At 28.9% G+C, this 20,745-nt stretch carries 14 protein-coding genes and 1 riboswitch; of the genes, 8 read left to right on the forward strand and 6 right to left on the reverse strand.

The features are described 5' to 3' along the window. Positions 1 to 153: 153 nt before the first annotated feature. Positions 154 to 612, reverse strand: coding sequence for a YhcH/YjgK/YiaL family protein (locus I6E17_RS08980; protein ID WP_235236862.1), 459 nt, complete (start codon positions 610 to 612; stop codon positions 154 to 156). A 401-nt stretch (positions 613 to 1,013) separates the two neighbouring features. Here I6E17_RS08980 and I6E17_RS08985 point away from each other — a divergent pair, with 401 nt between their 5' ends. Further along, a complete protein-coding gene (locus I6E17_RS08985; protein ID WP_235236865.1) occupies positions 1,014 to 1,301 on the forward strand; it encodes a hypothetical protein in 288 nt (95 codons plus the stop codon). A gap of 787 nt (positions 1,302 to 2,088) precedes the next feature. Further along, positions 2,089 to 5,991, forward strand: a complete 3,903-nt coding sequence (locus tag I6E17_RS08990; protein ID WP_235236867.1) for an autotransporter domain-containing protein — start codon at positions 2,089 to 2,091, stop codon at positions 5,989 to 5,991. Positions 5,992 to 6,104: 113 nt separating this feature from the next. On the opposite strand, the gene I6E17_RS08995 is transcribed toward I6E17_RS08990, so the two are convergent. The 5 genes from I6E17_RS08995 to malQ all read right to left on the reverse strand — a co-directional run bounded on the left by I6E17_RS08995 (position 6,105) and on the right by malQ (position 12,533). Next, the gene (locus I6E17_RS08995) at positions 6,105 to 6,983 is read right to left on the reverse strand and encodes a hypothetical protein (RefSeq protein ID WP_235236869.1); all 879 of its coding nucleotides are present in this window, start codon (positions 6,981 to 6,983) and stop codon (positions 6,105 to 6,107) included. Positions 6,984 to 7,173: 190 nt separating this feature from the next. Next, positions 7,174 to 8,208, reverse strand: coding sequence for a ribonucleotide-diphosphate reductase subunit beta (locus I6E17_RS09000; protein WP_235236871.1), 1,035 nt, complete (start codon positions 8,206 to 8,208; stop codon positions 7,174 to 7,176). After that, positions 8,201 to 10,447 carry a ribonucleoside-diphosphate reductase subunit alpha gene (locus I6E17_RS09005; protein ID WP_235236873.1) on the reverse strand — a complete coding sequence of 749 codons (2,247 nt, stop codon included), beginning with the start codon at positions 10,445 to 10,447 and terminating at the stop codon, positions 8,201 to 8,203. Before I6E17_RS09005 ends, I6E17_RS09000 begins: the two co-directional genes overlap by 8 nt. A gap of 1 nt (position 10,448) precedes the next feature. Next, positions 10,449 to 10,652, reverse strand: coding sequence for a glutaredoxin domain-containing protein (locus tag I6E17_RS09010; protein WP_176828900.1), 204 nt, complete (start codon positions 10,650 to 10,652; stop codon positions 10,449 to 10,451). A gap of 318 nt (positions 10,653 to 10,970) precedes the next feature. Beyond that, positions 10,971 to 12,533 (reverse strand): 4-alpha-glucanotransferase, encoded by a 1,563-nt coding sequence (gene malQ, locus I6E17_RS09015; RefSeq protein WP_328225939.1) that lies wholly within the window; start codon positions 12,531 to 12,533, stop codon positions 10,971 to 10,973. Positions 12,534 to 12,715: 182 nt separating this feature from the next. On the opposite strand from malQ, the gene I6E17_RS09020 reads away from it, so the two are divergent. The 6 genes from I6E17_RS09020 (at position 12,716) to I6E17_RS09045 (ending at position 20,741) form a co-directional block, all read left to right on the forward strand. Then, positions 12,716 to 13,150, forward strand: a complete 435-nt coding sequence (locus I6E17_RS09020; RefSeq protein ID WP_235236877.1) for a MarR family winged helix-turn-helix transcriptional regulator — start codon at positions 12,716 to 12,718, stop codon at positions 13,148 to 13,150. A gap of 166 nt (positions 13,151 to 13,316) precedes the next feature. Next, positions 13,317 to 14,636, forward strand: coding sequence for an MATE family efflux transporter (locus I6E17_RS09025; RefSeq protein WP_235236878.1), 1,320 nt, complete (start codon positions 13,317 to 13,319; stop codon positions 14,634 to 14,636). 1 nt (position 14,637) lies between these two features. Then, positions 14,638 to 16,968 (forward strand): bifunctional glutamate--cysteine ligase GshA/glutathione synthetase GshB, encoded by a 2,331-nt coding sequence (gshAB, locus tag I6E17_RS09030; RefSeq protein ID WP_235236879.1) that lies wholly within the window; start codon positions 14,638 to 14,640, stop codon positions 16,966 to 16,968. 211 nt (positions 16,969 to 17,179) lie between these two features. Then, the gene (locus tag I6E17_RS09035) at positions 17,180 to 17,605 is read left to right on the forward strand and encodes an Hsp20/alpha crystallin family protein (protein ID WP_235236880.1); all 426 of its coding nucleotides are present in this window, start codon (positions 17,180 to 17,182) and stop codon (positions 17,603 to 17,605) included. A 138-nt stretch (positions 17,606 to 17,743) separates the two neighbouring features. Then, a riboswitch (Lysine riboswitch) is annotated at positions 17,744 to 17,923 on the forward strand. A 91-nt stretch (positions 17,924 to 18,014) separates the two neighbouring features. After that, a complete protein-coding gene (locus I6E17_RS09040) occupies positions 18,015 to 19,355 on the forward strand; it encodes an amidohydrolase family protein (protein WP_176828894.1) in 1,341 nt (446 codons plus the stop codon). Between the two features lie 15 nt (positions 19,356 to 19,370). Next, entirely contained in the window at positions 19,371 to 20,741 is a 1,371-nt protein-coding gene (locus I6E17_RS09045) for a Na+/H+ antiporter NhaC family protein (protein ID WP_235236881.1), read from the forward strand. Positions 20,742 to 20,745: the final 4 nt, after the last annotated feature.

A 20,745-nucleotide genomic window follows, 5' to 3' on the forward strand; every position in this document is an offset into this window, starting at 1 on the left:
ATTGTTCGTTTCACTAAAAATGACAAACTCACTTCGTTCAGACAGTGTCATTTTTTAGCGTTCAACTCACTTCATAAATCACAAAAATATTTTCAATATTCTAAAATTTTATTTTTATAAATTAGAGAATGCAACAGCCTATTTTTTATATGTTTATTTAATTTTAACTTTAAATACAGCTTTCTTAATTTCCATAGGGCCGTTTTCTCCATGTATAAGAGGCATATGAGGTTCTTCAGGGAATAAAATAATAAATGTATCTTCATTTAAGTCAAAAAGATGGTCAACAGATCCTTCATATTTTTCAAAGTCAGTTTCTCTGTTCCATGGGCTTGTTCTTATAACATTTGAACGGGAAGTATAACCTATTTTTTCTTCTCCTTTTATAACTATTTGGATATCTATATATTTTTTATGTCCTTCAAAAAATCTCTCTTCTATAGGCTGTGTTGTAACAGTTTGGCAGTTAAAGAAAAGATTATCTCCATCTATTTCATTTTTTCCAGAAACACCATTTTTATAAACTCCACTTTCTATACACTCAATAGCTTTATCAAGATTTTCTGAAATTCCTTTATAAAATTTTAATTCTCTTAATTCTCCATATATCATTTTATTGCTCCTTGTATTAATGAATTTACTTATCTTAAAATTAAGATATTACATTTGTGAGCTTTTGTCAAGAAAATAGAAAAATAACATAAAAACTGTTTTTAAACTTTACAAAAAATATTTAAATAAAAAGAAAAGTTTATATATTGAAAATTATAAAGGTAAGGGATATAATTGTTTTAGAGGCAGAATTATATAAAAACTGAAAAATAAAGATAAACTATATTAAGTTATGATTATGGAGAATTTAAATGACAGAATTAGAGTTAGATTTATTATTAGTTATAGCAGAGTTAGTTCGTATAAAAGTTTTTATTTTTATTTTACTGTTGTCCTTTTTTATTTTATACAAAAAGAAATTTAAAAAAACAGTAAAATTAATATTTGGTTTGTATTTAGTTTTGTTTTTTGCATTTTTTACAATTAATACATACGGAAGTGACTTAATAACTTTAGTTTTTTTAAAGAAAAAGTTAACTCCCGAATCTTTTACTGTCTTTAAAAAAGATATCTCTTTAAAAAAAGATTTAAAAGATAAAATACTTATGTCCTATGCTCTTTCTCATGAAATAAAATACATAATAAAAAGCTTAGAGGAAGAATATGATGAAGTTCAGGAAGAATTAAAAAATCTTAAGGATATTGAAAGAAATTTTATTCCTCATAATGAGACAGCAGAAATAATATAGCGTGCCCTTTATATATATTTATTTATGATTTTATTAGTATGATTATTATTAGTATGATCTTTGGTATGAAAATTTTTCATGGGGGGCATGAAATTTTTTCATTATCCCCTTGAAGATTTTTCATGGGGTAAGGTTATAAACATTTTTTCTTCAGTATTTTTCATGATTTTCTTAAAATTTTTCATTTTAGTATCTCCTTATATAGAAAATATAAAGGAGAAATTTTTGCTATAAGAAATCTATGCAAGAGGATTATATAAAATAATTCTTAAAAAGTCAAATGAGAAAATTATAAAAATTTAAAATATCTTTTTTAATTATGAAAACATATGAAAATAAAGGTATTTGGAATATGTAAGAAAATATATAAAATTTTTTTGAAAAATGGTGTTGACAATTAAAGGGGATGGGACTATAATCAGGACAAGAGCATTGAAATATGATTAAAGAATTTATAAAAAAAAGTATAAAAAATTATAACTAGTTAAACAGTCTAAAATCCCCTAAATTAGACTGTTTTTTTATTACTCTTAGATTTAAAAATAATAAAAAAACAGCCCGATTTATAAAAATAAAGAATGTTTAAAAAATTATAAATTATTATACAGTTTTTGATGATGAAGGAAGAAATCTTAAGAAGGGGAGATTTCTATGGGAAGAAAGCTGTGTAATAATTTTATAACTTAGTCTTTATTATATTTTAAGAAGGGGAGATTTCTATGGGAAGAAAGCTGTGTAATAATTTTATAACTTAGTCTTTATTATATTTTAAGAAGGGGAGATTTCTATGGGAAGAAACTATGCAGAAAATTCATTAAAAAAATTTCTTAAAAGAAAAGTAAAAATTACAATGGGGGTTGTGGTTTCATTTTTAATTACAGGGGCAGTGGCTTTTGGTGCTGAACCTCAAGAACCTACCATTAATGCAGATGGAGCATATATTCCATATAACAAATGGACTCAGGGAATAGGAAAAACTGAGGAGATTTTAAAAGATGATATTATTTGGAATGGACAGGAAATTTTAAAAGCAGATGATGTAAATAATTTATCAAAATATATGGGAGAAGAAACAAAAAAAATTATTAAAAGTTCATCTCTTTTATGGAAAAATTCTGTAAATGCAGGAAATTCTGGAAATAATTATACTATTTCAGGAGAATTATTTGGAGATAATGGAAATTATTCAGCAGGTTTATCTTATACAGGAGACAATATAATCAAAGCAGGAGAAACAAGAAGTGAATTTTCTTTAGAAAGAGTTTTTGTGAATAAAACAGAAATATATTATGCTGCTCAAGTTGCAAGAGATAATGAAACAGCAGTGAATAAAGGAATTATAACAGGAGGTAAACCATCAGGATTTACAGAGCCTACGGATGGTACTGCTTATGGAATAGGACAATATGCAGAGGGAGTAAATGCTAAAGTTTATAACTATGGAGTAATAAGCACATCTAATAATAATGGTCAAAGAGCAAGAGAGGGTGGAGAAGCTTATAACTACGGTATAATTATAGGAAATATAAGTCAAGGACAAAATATTGTTGATTCATTTGGATATAACTATGGAATTATTGCTAACAATGGACAAAGAGGACAGGCAGCAAACGGGATAGAAAGTTTTGTATATAATTATGGAGTTATAGCAAATAATAATCATATAGGACAATATGGAAATAATTTAATAAACTATGGAATAATAAAAAATAATGGTAATGATGGACAATATGGAAATTTAAATGATACTAAAATATATAATTATGGTACTATAGCTAATAAAGGAGAATTAGGTCAATATATAGATTTTGGAACACATAATAATTATGGAGAAGCATATAATTATGGAATAATAGCTAATGAGGGCAAAAAAGGACAGGCTTTTATTTCAAATAAAAATCAAGGAAAAATATATAATTATGGTATTATAGCTAATAAGGGAGATAAAGGACAAGAGCTAGGAGATAATGCAGGGGGAGCAATATCTGATGGAGTAAAAAGCTATAATTATGGAATTATTGCTAACACAGGTGGACTTGGAATTTTTACAGATGATGCAGGAGAATCTTTTAACTATGGTATAGTTGCAAATAAAGGACAGTATTCTGTAGGAGGAACAGGAAGAATACATAATAATGGAATAGTAATAAATAATGATGACTCTTTTGCTAATATAGGAGATAAAGGAGAAAGCAAAAATGTAAAAAATAATGGTGTTGTTATTTTAAAAAATACTGGAACAGGTTTTAAAGAAGCTTATAAACAACACAATAACGGAATAGAAATAAATGCTAAAGATGAAAATAATATAACAATTTCAGAAATAGGAAAAAATATGCTTGTTGCTACTAATCAAAGTGATAATACAGTAACAGCAGATAAGAAATTTACAGGAGGAATTTTAGCAGAAAATACAAACTTATTTGTTGACAGATATACAAAAGGTAAATTAACTGAAACAGTAACTCTTGATAATAAAACTTTAGCAGGAAATCATATTACAACTGTTGTTGGAAAAGATGATAAAACTGATAAAGTTGTAATAAGCACAAAAGATGATTTAACTCTTACTGATTCTTCTATAGTTGGATATTTTGAAAAAGATGGAACTCTTTTAAATGTAAATGGAGATTTAACTCTTTCTGGAAATTCAGTTATTAATGCAATAGCAGGAAATGAATATACAGGATATAAAGGAAACGCTCTTAATAATGTTGTTGCTGTAAAACTTAGCGATAATGGAACTTTAACAATAGAAGAAAATTCAAAAGTTCTTGGAGCAGTAAAAGGAAACGGAACTCTTGTATATGAAAATATAGACGATGAATTTTATTCAAATACTCAAGAAGTTGACAGTGCAGTTATAAAAACAACAGCAGGAAAAACAACTGATATTACTCTTGCTAATTTAACTTTAAAAGACAGTGGTACAGGTGTTAATAATGCAGGAAAACTTATAATTGATAACCAATCAGATAAAGAATTAGAAGGAAAAGAAGTTTCTACAACTATTACTCTTGCTAATAATATTAATATTGAAAAAGGTATTGATGGAAGCAGTTCTAAACATGGAATTGAATTAATTCTTGGAGATGGACAAACTTCTTCTGATAATACAATAAGTGTTGATAGTATTACTCTTGGTACAGAAAGTGATATTTTAACAATAAATAATGCTCTTAAAGAAGTTGGAGTAATTGATGGAAAAGATGGAGACGATATTGTAAATCTTAAAAACTTAACAGGAACACATGATACTTTTGATTATCAACTAAAAAATATTGAAACTCTTGATTTAAATAATCAAACTTGGAAAATAGGAGCAAAGGCAGATATAAGTTTTGATAATGGAATAACAAAAGCAGGAGAAAAAACAACTATCCAAAATGGTACTTTAATGGGAGAACTTAAAGGAACTGTTGAAACAGGTGTAGATTTTGTAAATAATGAAGCTGTAAATAAAGTTATTGGAAATTCAACTTTTGGAGATAATGCTAAATTCCAAATTGGTATTGGAAAAGATATGGAACTTGTTGCAGGAGGAGAATACGATATAGCTGATACTACAGTTAATAATTTAAAAGATAATGTAGGAGAAAAAAATATAACAGCTTCTGCAATATTTACAAAAGCAACTGAACAAGGAAAAGATATCAGAGTAAAATCTACAAAAGAAATGAATATTGATGAAAGATATTCAGGAATCTATGAAGAAATGCTTGAAAATGCTTCTTCAAACAGTGAAATCTTAAATGTTTTAAATAGTACTGATGTTTCATCTATTGCAAATGCAATTAATGAAAAAGGTGCTTTAGGAGATACTCTTGCAACTACAGGATACAAAATTACAAGAGATATTTCTAACTCATTTATGAGTGCTGTAAATGAATGGGGTAAAAAAGCAAATAAAGGTGAATGGCTTGCTAATGCAAAATATATAAATTCTGATGTTGAATATGACGGAGCAAACAAAGTTAAAGGATATGACAGCGATATTAAATCAATGGTTGGTATGATTGAATACGGTGTATCTGATAATACATCTTTAGGAATTGCTCTTGGAGGAGGAGACACAGAAATTGATGTTAAAGATGCAGGAACTCTTAAAGGAGATAACTACTATATAGGAGCTTATGCAAAACATTCTGTAAATGGATTTGATTTAACAGGAAACTTAGGATATACAATAAGTGATTTAGAAGTAAATGGAAAAGGAAGTGCTGATTCTTCTGCAATAACTTTAGGAGGATATATTAAAAGAGATATAGCTCTTACAGAAACAGTAAGACTTGAACCAAACTTATCATTTACTTATGACTATATTATGCAGGATAATGCAGAAGGAAACGGAGTAAAAGTAGATAATAAAGATGTCCATGTATTTGAAGCAGGTGCAGGAATGAACATAGTAAAAGGATTTAACTTTGAAAAAGGAGTTCTTGAACTTGAAGCAGGAGTAAAATACTCAATGGCTGATGTAAACAGAAATGAAGAAACTGTAATATCTGTTTACGGAATAGATGATATTAATTTAGGAAATCCTGAAGTAGATAAAACAAGAGGAACTGCTCATGTAGGATTTGACTATGAACATGAAACAGGTTTCGGAGTAAATGGAAAATATGAAATGATGTGGAGTGATTCTGGAGACGACTCAAGATTAACAGCAGGAATCTCTTACAGATTTTAATAAATAAAATCTTAATTAAATAAGCACCCAAATAAAATCCTTAATAAAAACAGAACTCAGCTTTGGTGTTAAAACCGAGGCTGAGTTTTGTTTTTGTATATGAGACAATTAAACTAGAATGTGTATGTCCATCCTAAGTAAAATTCACCGTAGTATTTTCCGTCATCTTCTCCACCGTCAATATAGCTGTCTCCGTGTCCTTTAGTGTCAAATTTATACATATCATATTGATAGTATCCATCAAGAGATAAGCTTTCTGTAACAGCATAATTTGCTGATAAAACGAAGATATGAGAATTAGGACTAGCTTCTGTCCATTTTCCTTCTGCTTTATTTTCATCATATTTTACATCTGTATCAAATTGCCATCTATATTCTAATCCAAGAGCTAATTTTTCTCCTTCATAGATTGGAAGAGAAGCTCTTAATTGTTGTCTGTAATCATGTTTAAATCCATCATTTTCTGTATTTACAGCTAGTCTTCCAACTTCAATATAATATCCTAAAGTTACAGGTCCTATTGTATAGTTAAATGGCTGAGCTTCAAAGTAGTAGTTGTCTCCAACTTCAGAATCTCCATTTGTAGAATAATATGCTGCATCAATCCAACCTGAGAATGCTCCATACTCATATTTTGTTCTTAAATAATATCCGTCAATATCTGATTCTTGTCTCCATCTGAAACCTAGAGAGAAGTTTTCATAATTTTTCCAAACATCAAAATCAATTCTATGTGCTGCAGAATGTATTCCATCATCAGTATCCATAGACCATGTTTTTCTTGCAAAAACATCAAAAGACCAATCTTTATATTCTAAACCAACAGAGTTTCCAAAATGAACTTCTTGTCCAATGTTTTCTCCTCCAGAAGTGTTGTCAATCTCTAGTGATTGCCCTACATATGTTACTGCAAGTGATGGAGCTTCCTCTTTTGCATAAGCTGATCCTGAAATTGCAGCTAATGCTCCCAATAAAAGTGCTAATTTTTTCATAAAATTCCCCCTATAAAAATTTATGCTGATATGTTTATCAGTTTTTAGATATTTATGTTTTATCATATTTTATTTTGTTTGTCAAAATATTTTATTTAGAAATATTAAAAAGTATAGAAATTAACTGTAAAATAAAAGAAAACTCAGCCTTAATATAAAAATATAAAACTGAGTTTTGTTATTTATTATTTTAGAATTCGTCCCAACCTTCAACAGAAGAACTCATGTTATAGCTTGTAACAGTACCTTCAAAGAAATTTGCTTTAACATTTCCTTCTCCTTCAGTATCAGCAAATTTTTCAAGATGTTTGTAAGGATTTTTTTCAAAACCTTCATACACAGGTTTTAAACCAATAGCTTTAAGTCTTTCATTAGCAAGCCATTTTGTATATTTTTCAGTTGAAATTTCAGTAATTCCTAGAATGTTATTTCCTATTATATGATTTGTCCAGTTAATTTCCTGTTCAACAGCTTTTTTAAACATATCATATATAGTGCCATCATTAAAGAAATTTGGATTTTCTTTTCTTATCTCTTTGATGATTTGTTGGAAAAGAACAACATGAGAAAGTTCATCTCTGTTTATAAGTCTTATAATATCAGATGTTCCCATCATTCTGTTCCTGCTTGCAAGAAGATAGAAGAAATTAAATCCATTATAGAAGTATAAAGATTCTAAAAGATAATCTGCAATAATTACTTTTGCAAAGTTTTCATCACTTTGAATATTTAAGAAATTTTGATAAATTTCTGCAATATATTTGTTTCTTTCAAAAAGGACTTTATCATCTCTCCATTTATCATAGATAGAATTTCTTGTTTCTTTTGAAAGAATAGATTCTATTATATATTGATATGACTGAGAGTGCACAGCTTCCTGAAATGTCTGTATAGACAGAACAAGATTAATTTCAGGGGCAGTAATATAATCAGATACATTTGGAATATTATTTGTCTGAATACTGTCCAGAAAGATTAGGAAAGAAAGTATTCCATCATAGGCTTTTTTTTCATAATCAGTTAAGTTTTCATAATCATTTTTATCTTGTGTTAAATCTATTTTTTCAGGAATCCAGAAATTTCCCATCATAGTTCTGTAAAGATGGTTTGCCCATTGATACTTTACATTGTTAAGATTAAAGATATTTGTGCTGTCTCCTTTTATGATTTTTCTTTCTGTAAGAGAATCATCTCCCAGAGGATTAAAAAGTTTTTTTCTATCCACTGCAGCTTTCACACTCCTCTTTATCATTCATTATATTTGTATTTTTTTGTATAGTTCTTATGTAGTAAACAGATTTGCACCCTTCTTTCCATGCAGTCATAAGAGTATTATATATATCTTTGGCTTTTATATTTTTGTTAAGGTCAAAGATAAGTTCCATAGAGACTCCCTGTGTAGTCCATTTTCCTATTCTTGACATAACTTTTACATAAAATTCAGGATTTACATTTTTAAACTCAGGATAAAACCATGATCTGTCCTTTAAATATTTTACAACTCTCGGAACTGCTCCTTTTTGATTTTTTTCAATAAAAAATCTTGAGAAAGCAGGATTTACAGAAGCACATGCTCCCATAAGAAGAGAGGTAGAAGTATTTGGTGCAACAGCAGTAAGTTCCCCATTACGCATTCCATATTTTTTTACAAGATCAAAAACTTCATTCCATTTTTCAGAGAATTTTGAGTTATTTATATACCATTCTCTGTTTTTTTGGAAGAAGATTCCCTTATCCCAGTCTGAATTTTTAAATAATGGGTATGTTCCTCTTTCTTTAGCAAGAAGAGCAGATGATTTTATTGCATAAAGAGCAATTTCTTCAAAAAGCTCATCTATATCATTAAGGGATTCTTCATATATCATAAATTCTCTTGCAAGATAGTCTGCAAGTCCCATAGTTCCTGTACCAATGGCTCTGTATAAAAAGTTATGTCTGTCAGATTCTTTAACAGGAGTTTTTGTTAAATCTATTGTATTATCAAGAATTCTTACAGCAGTATCAATAATATCTGGAAGTTCTTCTCTTAAAATCTCAGCAAGATTCATTGAAACAAGGTTACATGTATGAACTTCTCCTAAATCAACTGTTCTTACACCTTTATTTTCTATATTTTCTTCTCTAAAGTTTTTACTAGGAGAAAAATTAGAAAAACTTTCCATGCAAAGATTCCCGTTTCCTATCATTCCAGTATGTCTATTATGATTTACAAGATTAGCTCTGTCTTTAAAGAAAAGATAAGGCATACCAGTTTCAATCTGCACTTTCATTATTTCTTTAAACAGTTCTCTTGCTTTAATAACTTTTTTTAGTTCAAGGGAATTATCTTGTTCAATAAGAGAATATATTTTTTCAAATTCTTCTCCATAAAGTTCACATAATTCCACATTATATTTTTTACGAATTTCAAAAGGATCTACAAGAGTCCATGAAAGATTATTTTCAACTCTTTTCATAAAAAGATCTGAAATTACAACCTGAGGGTATATATCATAGGCTTTCCCCCTTTGGTCTCCGTTTTCAGTTTGAAGTTCAAGGAATGTTTCTATATCAAGATGCCATGAATCAAGAGCAACAGTAACTGCTCCTGCTCTTCTTCCCTGCTGGTTTACAGCAACAGCTGTATCGTTTATTATTTTTATCCAAGGAACAACACCTCCACTGGCATTGTAATATCCATTTACCATTGAGTTTTTAGCCCTTATTCTTGATATATTAAGTCCTGCTCCTCCTCCATTTTTACTTATTTTGGCAATAGTATCTATATTGTAGAATATAGATTCAATGTTGTCGTCCATAGCAGTAATAAAACATGAAGAAAGATTTCCTTTTGGAATCCTTAAATTTGCAAGGATAGGAGTTGCAAGAGATATCTTCTTTAGTGAAAGAGCATTGTAGAATCTTTTTGCTACTTCAACTTTATTTTTTTCATTTAATGCAAGAAGCATGGAAATACACATAAAAACTTCCTGAGGAAGTTCATATATTTTTCCTTCATGCTTTAAAAGATATCTGTTGACAAACATATTTGCCCCAGCATAGTCATACATCATATCTCTTGAAGTATCAACTGCTTTTTCAAGTTCCTTTATATCTTCTTCTGTATATTCAAGAAGCCTTTTATCATATATTCCTTTTTCTGTTAAAAGAGTTATTGTTTTATATAAATTTCCATATGAAAAACCTCTTTTGTGGAAAACTTCTCTTTCTGTTTCCATCATAAGAAGGCGTCCTGCTGCATAAGTCCAGTCACTTTCCTCAAAGCTTGTCATAGCAACAGCTTGATTTATAAGAGACTCCTGAATTTTTTTAGTAGTTATATTCTCTTGGTATATTGAATCTATACAGCTTTCAAGTTCAATCATATTTACTTCAAGTCCTTCACAGGCTCTTGTAAGTTTTTCTCTTATTTTTGTTATATCAAGATCTTCTTTTATCCCAGCTCTATTTATAACTTGTCTCATTTTATAAAACCTCTAGGAATTTTTCCATTGGGTAAAATTCACCATCTTTTTCAACTACAGGTGCACTCATTATTCTTGCTTTGCTTGCAGCTGTCATAAGAGCTTTTAAATCTTGAGTATATTCAAATTCAATTCCTTCTCTTTCTAAAGTTCTTTTTAAAGTTTCACATCTGCTGCAGTTTTCTTTTCCATATATTTTTATCATATCTATCCCTCCATGAAACACAATATATTGTGTTATAAATAATTTTTGTTCACTATATCTTGGAATATTATTACATAAATTTTTCTGTTTTTCAACTGTTTTCTTTTGATTTTTTCCTCAACAAATGGGGAATAGAAAGCAACAATAATACTTATTTAGTATTATAACGGAATAAAAAAACTTTATATTTTCTAATTTATAAAAAAAATATTTTCATGAGATAAAATTTTATTTTTATAGATTTGCAACATTATATAAAAACCCTGCATTGAAAATTAATAAAATTATTTTTCATCAGCAGGGTAATTTTCTTTTAAGTTATTTTCTTCTGTATATATCGTTTAGATTTTTAATCCACTCTTTGTCAATTTGATTTAATGAATCTTCAGTTATACGGAAAGCCCAGTTTCCATTTGCAATTCCCGGCTGATTCATTTTTGTATCACTTCCAAAACCACATAAATCTTGAATAGGAACGATTGTAAGCTGAGCAGTGCTTTGCCATAATGTTCTTATAACAGAACGGCAAGATTCACTGTAATATCCACCCATTCCCCAATCTTTTCCAGTGAAGTTACAATAATCAAGAGCAGTTTTTCTGTTTTCAGGTGTTGCTTCCCAAAGCCAACCTAAGATTGTATTATTATCATGAGTTCCAGTATAAGCAATGACATTTTTTTCATAATTATGAGGAAGATGAATGCTGTCTCTGTCTCCAATAAAGGCAAATTGGATAACTCTCATTCCAGGAAGTTTTGTTTCTTTTAAAAGATTTACAACATCTTCATCAATATCTCCTAAATCTTCTGCTATGATTTGTGAGTTATTAAATTTTTTCATTACCACATTAAAGAAATCCATTCCAGGCCCTTTTATCCAACTTCCACTTTTAGCAGTTTCAGCTTTAGCAGGAACAGCCCAGTAAGCAGAGAATCCTCTGAAGTGGTCTATTCTTACCATATCAAAGATTAAAAGAGAATTTTCTATTCTTTTAAGCCACCAACTATAATTTTGTTTTTTCATTAAGTCCCAGTTATAAAGAGGATTTCCCCACATTTGTCCCTCTTCTGAAAAATAATCAGGAGGAACACCTGCAACAAGTCTTGGACTTCCATCTTCTGAAAGGTCAAAAAGCTCACGATTTGCCCATACATCAGCACTTTCAAGGGATACATATATAGGCATATCTCCTATAAGCTTTATTCCATTTTTATTTATTTCATTTTTAATTTTTTCCCACTGAGAATAAAATTCATATTGCATAAATTCATGGAAAAGAACTTCTTTTTCATATTCTTTAAAAGCTTTTTCCACAGCTTCTTTTTTATGAAATTTAAGTTCTTCATCTTCCCATAAATACCAATCAGTATCATTATTTTTTTCTCTTAAAGTCATATAAAGAGCAAAATCTGGAAGCCAGAAACTATTTTTTTCAGCAAATTCTGTGATTTTTTCTTTTTCTTCTGTGCTTATTCTTTCATATGCAAGATAAAGAGTTTTATATCTGTTTTTATTAATATATTCAAAGTCTACAAAATATGGATTTTCATATTCACTTTTTTTTAGTTCTTCTTCTGTTAAAAGTCCTTTTTCTGCAAGGGAAGGAAGATCTATAAAAAGAGGATTTCCTGCAAATGCTGAAAAGCTTTTATAAGGGGAATTACATTTATCTGTTGTGCCGAATGGAAGAGTCTGCCACCAGCTAAAACCAGCTTCTTTTAAAAATTTAGAAAAATTTACTGCTTCTTTTCCAAAACTTCCTATTCCATATTTTCCAGGAAGAGAGGAAATATGAAGCAGAACACCTCCAGAACGATTTATCATAACAATCAGCCTTTCTTTCTTATGTTTTAATTTATTTATATTTATAATATAACAAATTAAAAAGTATTAAGCAATAAAAAGTTAAAATTAACAATACGGCAGTAATGTGAAAAATAAAAAGAGTACAAGAGAGATGTGAATAATATATTTCGCATTTCTCTTGTATATAAAAAAAGATTGACAAACTTTGAATAAGAATTTATAATTGTCCGCAAATGAGTAAGAGGATGTGAGATTTTATGAAAAATAATGATATAGGATTTTATATAAGAAAACTTAATAACCATATTGAAAAATACAGCCATTCTCTTTATAGCAGAAAAGATACAAATGAATGTTCTCTTTCTAATTTATGGGTAATAGATTATGTAAGTGAAAATTCAGATATAGATATATATCAAAAAGATGTAGAGGCAGAATTTTCAATAAATCGTGCCACTGCTTCTAAAATGCTTTCACTTATGGAGGAAAAGAAATTCATTTCCCGTATTTCTTCTTCAGAAGATGGAAGAAAGAAAAAAATAAAAATTCTTCCTGAAGGGGAAAAGTTAAGAGGAATATGTGCTTCATTGAAAAAAGAGATGGAGCAGGAGCTTACTTCTCCTTTAAGCAAAGAAGAAATAGAAATACTAAGAAATCTTTTAAGAAAAATGATAAAACATTTTGAAGATTAAAGAAGAGAGCTGTTGCTTTGTGCAGAGCTCTTTTTTATATTAAAAATAAAAAAATTCACATTAGACTTGTATATATTTTTTTACGCTTTTGTCTTGTATTCTTTTTTTTATGAATATTTTGTATAATTTAAATAGGTAAAAAGTAAAATTTTTAGGGTGAGGGCAGATGAAGAAGTTTAATGATATGACTAAAGAGCCTATAAAAAAGACTCTAATACTTTTGGCTCTTCCTATTATGGGAGCATCTTTTTTTCAGCTTGCTTATGGAATAGTTGATATGCTTTGGATAGGAAAGTTAGGGAGCAGGGCTGTGGCTGCAGTTGGTTCGGCAGCATTTTTTATAAATCTTGGCTTTGGTCTTAATACAATAATAGTAACTGGAGCAGGAATAAAAGTAGCACACAGACTTGGAGCTAAAAAATACCAGGAAGCAGATGAATTTATAAATACGGGATTTATGATGAATATATCTCTGTTTCTTATTTATTTTACTTTTCTTTTTCTCTTTAGGAATATGATAGTTAGGTATTTTAATTTTAATGATACTGGTGTTGAAAACATGGCAAAGCAGTATCTTATGATAACAGGTATAGGAACACTTTTTAAGTTTTCAAACTTTATGTTTGTAAGTATTTTTAATAGTTTTGGTGATAGTAAAACACCTTTTAAGATAAACTGTATAGGTGTTATAATGAATATATTTCTTGATCCTATATTTATTTTTGTCTTTAATATGGGAGTATTCGGAGCAGGACTTGCCACTATGTTCTGTGAGGGAATAAATACTTCTCTTTTTTATATATATTCAAAAAAATATTTTACTATAAAAAGGCAGAAAAAATACAGCATAGAAAAAATAAAGGATATATTCTTTCTTGGATTTCCAAATGGAATTCAGAGAGTACTTTTTACAACAATATCTATTGTTCTTGCTAGAATGGTTGCAAGCTGGGGAGCATCAGCAATTGCAGCACAGAAAATAGCACTTCAGATAGAAGCAGTATCTTACCTTACAATAGGAGGGCTTCAGGGAGCAGTAGCCTCTTTCATAGGACAAAATTATGGGGCTCAGAGAGGTGACAGAATAGAAGAGGGATACAAGGTTTCAATGAAGCTTTCAGCAGGACTTGGTATTATAACAACTCTTATTTTTGTAATTTTTGCAGAGCCACTTATGAAAATATTTATTGATGACGAAAAAACACTGGAAATAGGAATGAATTATTTAAGAATTGTAGGACTTTCTCAAGTGTTTATGTGTCTTGAAATTGTAAATAGTGGAGCATATAGTGGAATAGGAAAACCTAAAATAGCTTCAATGATAGGAATAATTTTTACATCTTTAAGAATACCTACAGCTTTTATTCTTACAAAAATATTTGGAATAAATGGGGTATGGCTGACAATATCAGGTACAACAGTAGTAAAAGGTTTATTGTCAACATATCTTTTCTCAAAAGAAAGAAAATATAATTTTAGGAGGTAACATGATAAATAAAAATATAGTGCCAATGATAAAAGAGTTTAACCTTGTAGACGAAGTACAGAAGGGGAATTTCGGCCTTGAAAAAGAAAATCTTAGAGTAGACCAAAATGGGCATTTAGCTCTTACACCACATCCTGCTGTATTTGGAGATAAAAAGAAAAATCCTTATATAACAGTTGATTTTTCTGAAAGTCAGGTTGAAATGATAACACCATCTTTTAAAAAAGTAAAAGATGCTTATTATTTTATGGAGAATCTTCATGATATAGTGACAGAAAATTTAGATGAAGAATATTTATGGCCTCAGAGTCTTCCTCCTGTAATTCCAGAAGAAGATAAAATTCCTGTGGCACAGTTTCAGCAGGATAAAGCAAGTGAAGAATACAGAGATAACCTTGCTAAAAAATATGGTAAATATCTTCAGCTTCTTTCAGGAATACACTATAATTTTTCTTTTGATACAGATTTTTTAAAAGAATTTTATGAGAAGTTAAATAAGGGAGAAAGCTATAAAGAATTTAAAAATAATCTTTATATGAAGGTTGCAAGAAACTATATGAAACACAGCTGGCTTCTTGTTTATCTTTTAGGAGCAAGTGGAGTGGTTCACAAGTCTTATAATCCAAATTGTATTGCAAAGCTTCAGACTTTTGATAAAGATTTATATTATTTTGAAAATGGAATTTCTTTCAGAAATAGTATTTGTGGATATAGAAATAAAAAAGAACTTTATGTGTCACACAATTCTCTTGAAGAATACATAGGAGATTTAAAAAAATATATTGCAGAGGGAACAATTCAAGGGGCAAGAGAATATTACAGTTCACTTAGACTTAAATCAAAAGATGCAAGTGATCTTTTAGGTTCACTTGAAAAAGATGGTATAGAATATCTTGAAGTAAGAAGCATAGATTTAAATCCTTTTGCAAGAATTGGAATAGAACTTGAAGATATGGAATTTATTCATCTTTTCCTTATGCATATGCTTCTTAAAGGGGAATGTTCATTTACAAAAGAAGATTATCTTGCAGCAAAAGAAAATGAAAAAATGCTTGCAACACACGGTCTTGATAAAGAATTTACTTTAACAGGAGTATGTGGAGGTACATTTAAAGTAACAGATCTTGTTATTGCAATCTTTAATGAAATGATAACAAACTTTAAAGAACTTGGAATTTATGATGAGCATATGGAAAAAATATTTGAATTCCAGTTTAAAAAAGTTTACGATGTTAAAAACCTTTATTTAAATAGATTATTAGAAGCTGTAAAATCTGAAGGATATATTGATTTTCATCTTCATGTAGCAGAAAAATCTTTAGAATATACAAAGAAAAACAGCTTTAGTCTAAAAAATTATGAAGACATGGAACTTTCTACTCAAATTCTTATAAGAGATGCTATAAAAAGAGGGGTAAAATTTGAGATAGCAGACAGAACAGAAAACTTTATTTCCCTTTCAAAAAATGGAAAGAAAGAATATGTAAAACAAGCTACTAAAACTTCAAAAGATTCATATATAAGCATGCTTATTATGGAAAACAAAGTTGTTTCTAAGAAAGTTTTAAGTGAACATGGAATTAAAGTTCCTGATGGAAGCAATTATGACAGTATAAAAGAAGCAGAAAAGGACTTTAAAAAATTTGAAGGTAAGAAGATTGTAGTAAAACCAAAATCTACAAACTTTGGACTTGGAATTTCTATATTCCAAAATGGTTTCACTGAAGAAGAATATAAAAAAGCATTGGAAATAGCATTCTCTGAAGATAAATCTGTTCTTGTTGAAGAGTTTATTACAGGAAGAGAGTTTAGATTCCTAGTTATAGGAAATGAAGTTGCAGGAATATTACACAGAGTTCCTGCCAATGTAACAGGAGATGGAAAACTTACTATAAGAGAATTAGTTGAGATAAAGAATAAAAGTTATTTAAGAGGAACACATTATGAAAAACCTCTTCAAAAAATAAAACTTGGAGAAATAGAAGAACTTCTTCTTGCTAATCAAGGAAAAGATTTTGATTATATTCCAGCAAAAGATGAAACAGTGTATTTAAGAGAAAATTCTAATATCAGTACAGGAGGGGATAGTATAGACTTTACAGATGAAATCCCTGAAGTATATAAAGAAATAGCAATAAGAGCAGCAAAAAGTGCTGATGTTACTTTCTGTGGTGTTGATATTATGATAGATGATATAACTAAAGAAAATCCAGAAGGAAACTATGCAGTTATAGAAATAAACTTTAACCCTGCTATTCATATTCACTGTTATCCAGCAGTTGGAAAAAACAGAAAAATTGGAGATAAAATTCTTGATGTTTTAGGATTCTAAAATAAATAAAAAGAGGCTGTTGTATTTTTATAAATTTGCAATAGTCTCTTTTATTTTTTGATATTATTTAAATAAAAAAATTTTTAAAAAATTAGCACTCATCGCTTGACATTGCTAACAGAAAGATATATAATAATCTTGTAAATAAGGAAAAGGATGTTGGGATAAACAGAAAAACAAATATAATGTATATCAAAAGGAGATGGTGTATATGTTTATGCCAAGTATTTTTAATAAAGGATTTATAGATGATGTTTTTGATGATGATTTCTTTGTGGATTCAAAAAGCAGAAAAGCAATAGGAAATACAGATATCAAAGAACTGGAAGATAAATATGAATTAGAAGTTGAACTTCCTGGATTTACAAAAGAAGATATAAAAGCTGAAGTAAATAATGGATATCTTGTAATAAGTGCTGCTCATAATGAAAACAAAGAAGAAAAAAATTCAGAAGGAAGATATATAAGAAAGGAAAGATATACAGGACAATGTATGAGAAGCTTCTATGTAGGAAATCATCTTAACGAAGAAGATATCAAAGCTAAATTTGAAAATGGTATCTTAAAATTAGAAGTTTCTAAAAAAGAAGCTCAACCTAAAGTAGAAGAAAAGAAATATATTCAAATAGAAGGATAAAACAAAATAGTATATAAGAAGATTAAAAAAATATAAAAAATCTTCTTTTAGAAAAAATTACATATATATAATATAGAATAAAGATATAAAAGCTATATTATACAAAATAGAAATAAAAGGATATACTTATCAATAATAATTTTAGATAGAGGTGCAGATGACAAAAGTAGCTTTGTTGAGTGGCGGTCATGTTGAGACAAAGTGAAAGGGGAATTTGCCGAAATGGAAATTTTAACCGAAAAAAATTTCTATTGGCGATATAAATAATATTTATATTGCTGTCATTGAAAATATTTTCAATGGAGTGCTATCTGTGAAAGATAATTTTAAATTTATTTGTAAGTATATTTGAAAATTTCATCACAGTTTAGTAGAACCTAAACTGTGATTTTTTTTATAAGGAGGAAAGATGAGATTAGTAATTAACAACGGGCTTATAATTGATCCTAAAAACAAAATTTTTACACAATTAAATATTGCTGTAGAAGATGGAAAGGTAAAGGAATTATCAAAGGAAACTTTAAAAGGAGATTGTGAAATAGATGCTGCTGGGCTTTGTGTTACTCCAGGATTTGTAGATATACATATGCATGAAGATCCAATTGTAGATGATAAAATAAAATTAAATATTTTTAATAGAATGTTAAAGATGGGTGTTACAACAGTTATTGGAGGAAACTGTGGGATAGGAACTAATGATCCAAAAAGATACTTTGAACTTTTAAATGAAGGAAATCCTGTAAATTGTGGACTTCTTCTTCCTCATTCAATACTTAGAGAATATATTGGAGCAAAAGACAGATATGAAAGCTTAGAGCCTGATGATATAGAAAAAATGTATCAGTATGGTAAAAAATTAATGAAAGAAAATAAATTTTTTGGTGTTAGTTTTGGAATAAGATATGTTCCTGGAATGGATTTTAATGAGCTTATAAATATTGCAAAACTTGGAGCGGGAAAGGTTGTTGCAGCTCATATAAGAGATGATGCAGAAAATGTTTATGGTGCTGTAGAAGAATTTCTTGAAATAGGAGATTATATAAAAACTCATCTTCAAGTTTCTCATATAGGAAGCATGGGTGGTTTTGGACAGATAGATAAAGTTTTTCAAATTATAGATGAAAAAAGAGCTAAGGGAATAGATGTATCTTGTGATTGCTATCCATATTCAGCATTTAGTACTAAAATAGGTGAAACAACTTTTGATGAAGGATTTATAGAAAGATATAATACAGGATATGAAAGCCTTGAAGTTATGGAAGGAGAATTTAAAGGAAAAAGATGTACAGAAGAAATGTTCTTTAAAATAAGAAAAGAACATCCAGAGACAATGATGGTAGGACATCTTATGAATTCTGAAGATATAGAAAAAGCCCTTTTAAATCCAAATACAGTTGTAGCAAGTGATGGTATTCTTGGAATAAATGGAGACGGACACCCAAGAGCTGCTGGAAGTTTCCCAAGATTTTTAGCAAAATATGTAAGAGATAAAAAATTAATGTCTTTATATGAAGGAATTGAAAAAATTACTTATGCACCTGCAAAATTATATAAGATTAACAAAGGTGGACTTTCAATAGGTGATGATGGAGATATTACAATATTTTCTTTAGAAGAATTAGAAGATATGGCAACTTTTGCAGAAAATGGACTTTCTCCTAAAGGAATAAAATATGTAATTATTAATGGAGAAATAGCAGTTAAAAATGATGAAATTATAAATGGAAAATTAGGAACAGCATTAAGATAACATCAGGGAGGAAATATGGAATTAGGATTTATATCAGTTATAGCACCAGTTGTTACTATTGGGCTTGCTTTAATAACAAAAAATGTTTTTTTATCTTTATTAATAGGAGTTTTTCTAGGAAAATTTATTTTAAGTGGATATAACTTAATTGGTGGAGTAGACGCTACACTTTATTCTTTAGTAGATCAGTTTAAAAGCAGTTCAAATACAATAGTAATATTTTCAATTATAATGCTTGGAGGACTTATAAAATTAATTGAAGATAATGGTGGAGTAAGTGGATTTGTAAATTATCTTACTAAAAAAAGTGGAATAATAAAAACTAAAAGAGGAGCTAATTTTTTTACATGGCTTATAGGAGTTTTAGTTTTTACTTCAGGAACAGTAAGCTGTTTAGTAACAGGAGCTGTATCAAGACCTTTAAATGATGCAATGGGTGTTGCTCCTGAAAAATCAGCATATATAGTTCATACAACATCAACTCCAGTATGTGTTCTTCTTCCATTAAGTGGCTGGGGAGCTTTTATGATAGGATTACTGCAAGGTTCTGGAGTAGAAAATGCTCCTGAAATTTTAGTAAGAAGTATATATCTTAACTTTTATTGTATGATAGCAGTTGTTGGAACTTTCTTTTTAATATTACTGCAAAAAGATTTTGGGCCAATGAAAGAAGCTGTTATAAATTTCAAAGGTGTAGAAGCAATAAATAATGAAAATGTAAAAATAGATGGAAAAATGAGTGTACTTCTTTTACCTCTTCTTACAATGATAGGAACAATTCTTACAGTTCTTTTTATAACAGGAAAAGGAGATATGATAAAAGGAGATGGATACAAGGCAATTCTTTGGGGAATCTTTTTAGCTATTTTTGTTGTAGTGACTATTTTAAAAATTTATAAAATAAGAGATATAAAAGATTCTTTAGATACTTTCTTTAAAGGTGCTGGTGGAACATTATCAATGGCAACAGTTCTTTTATTTGCTTTTGCAATGGGAGGAACAGTAAAAGATTTAGGTACAGGATTATATCTTGCAGAAATTTTTTCTAAGCTTTTAAATCCTGCTTTACTTCCTACAATAATTTTTATTATTGCATGCCTTATTTCTTTTACGACAGGTACTTCAATGGGAACAATGGCAGTTACAATGAGCCTTGCAATTCCTATGGCATTAAGAATGAATGTTGATATTGCACTTACTGCAGCAGCTGTTTTTGGAGGAAGTATATTTGGAGACCATTCTTCTCCTATATCAGATACAAGTATTCTTTCTTGTTCAACTACAGGATGCAATATCATAAAACATGTTAAAACACAAATGCCTTATACTCTTACATTTGCAGTTATAACTATAATTTTGTATCTTGTTTTAGGATTTATAATGTAAATAA

The sequence above is a fragment of the Fusobacterium perfoetens genome (assembly GCF_021531595.1).
Lineage (GTDB): Bacteria > Fusobacteriota > Fusobacteriia > Fusobacteriales > Fusobacteriaceae > Fusobacterium_B.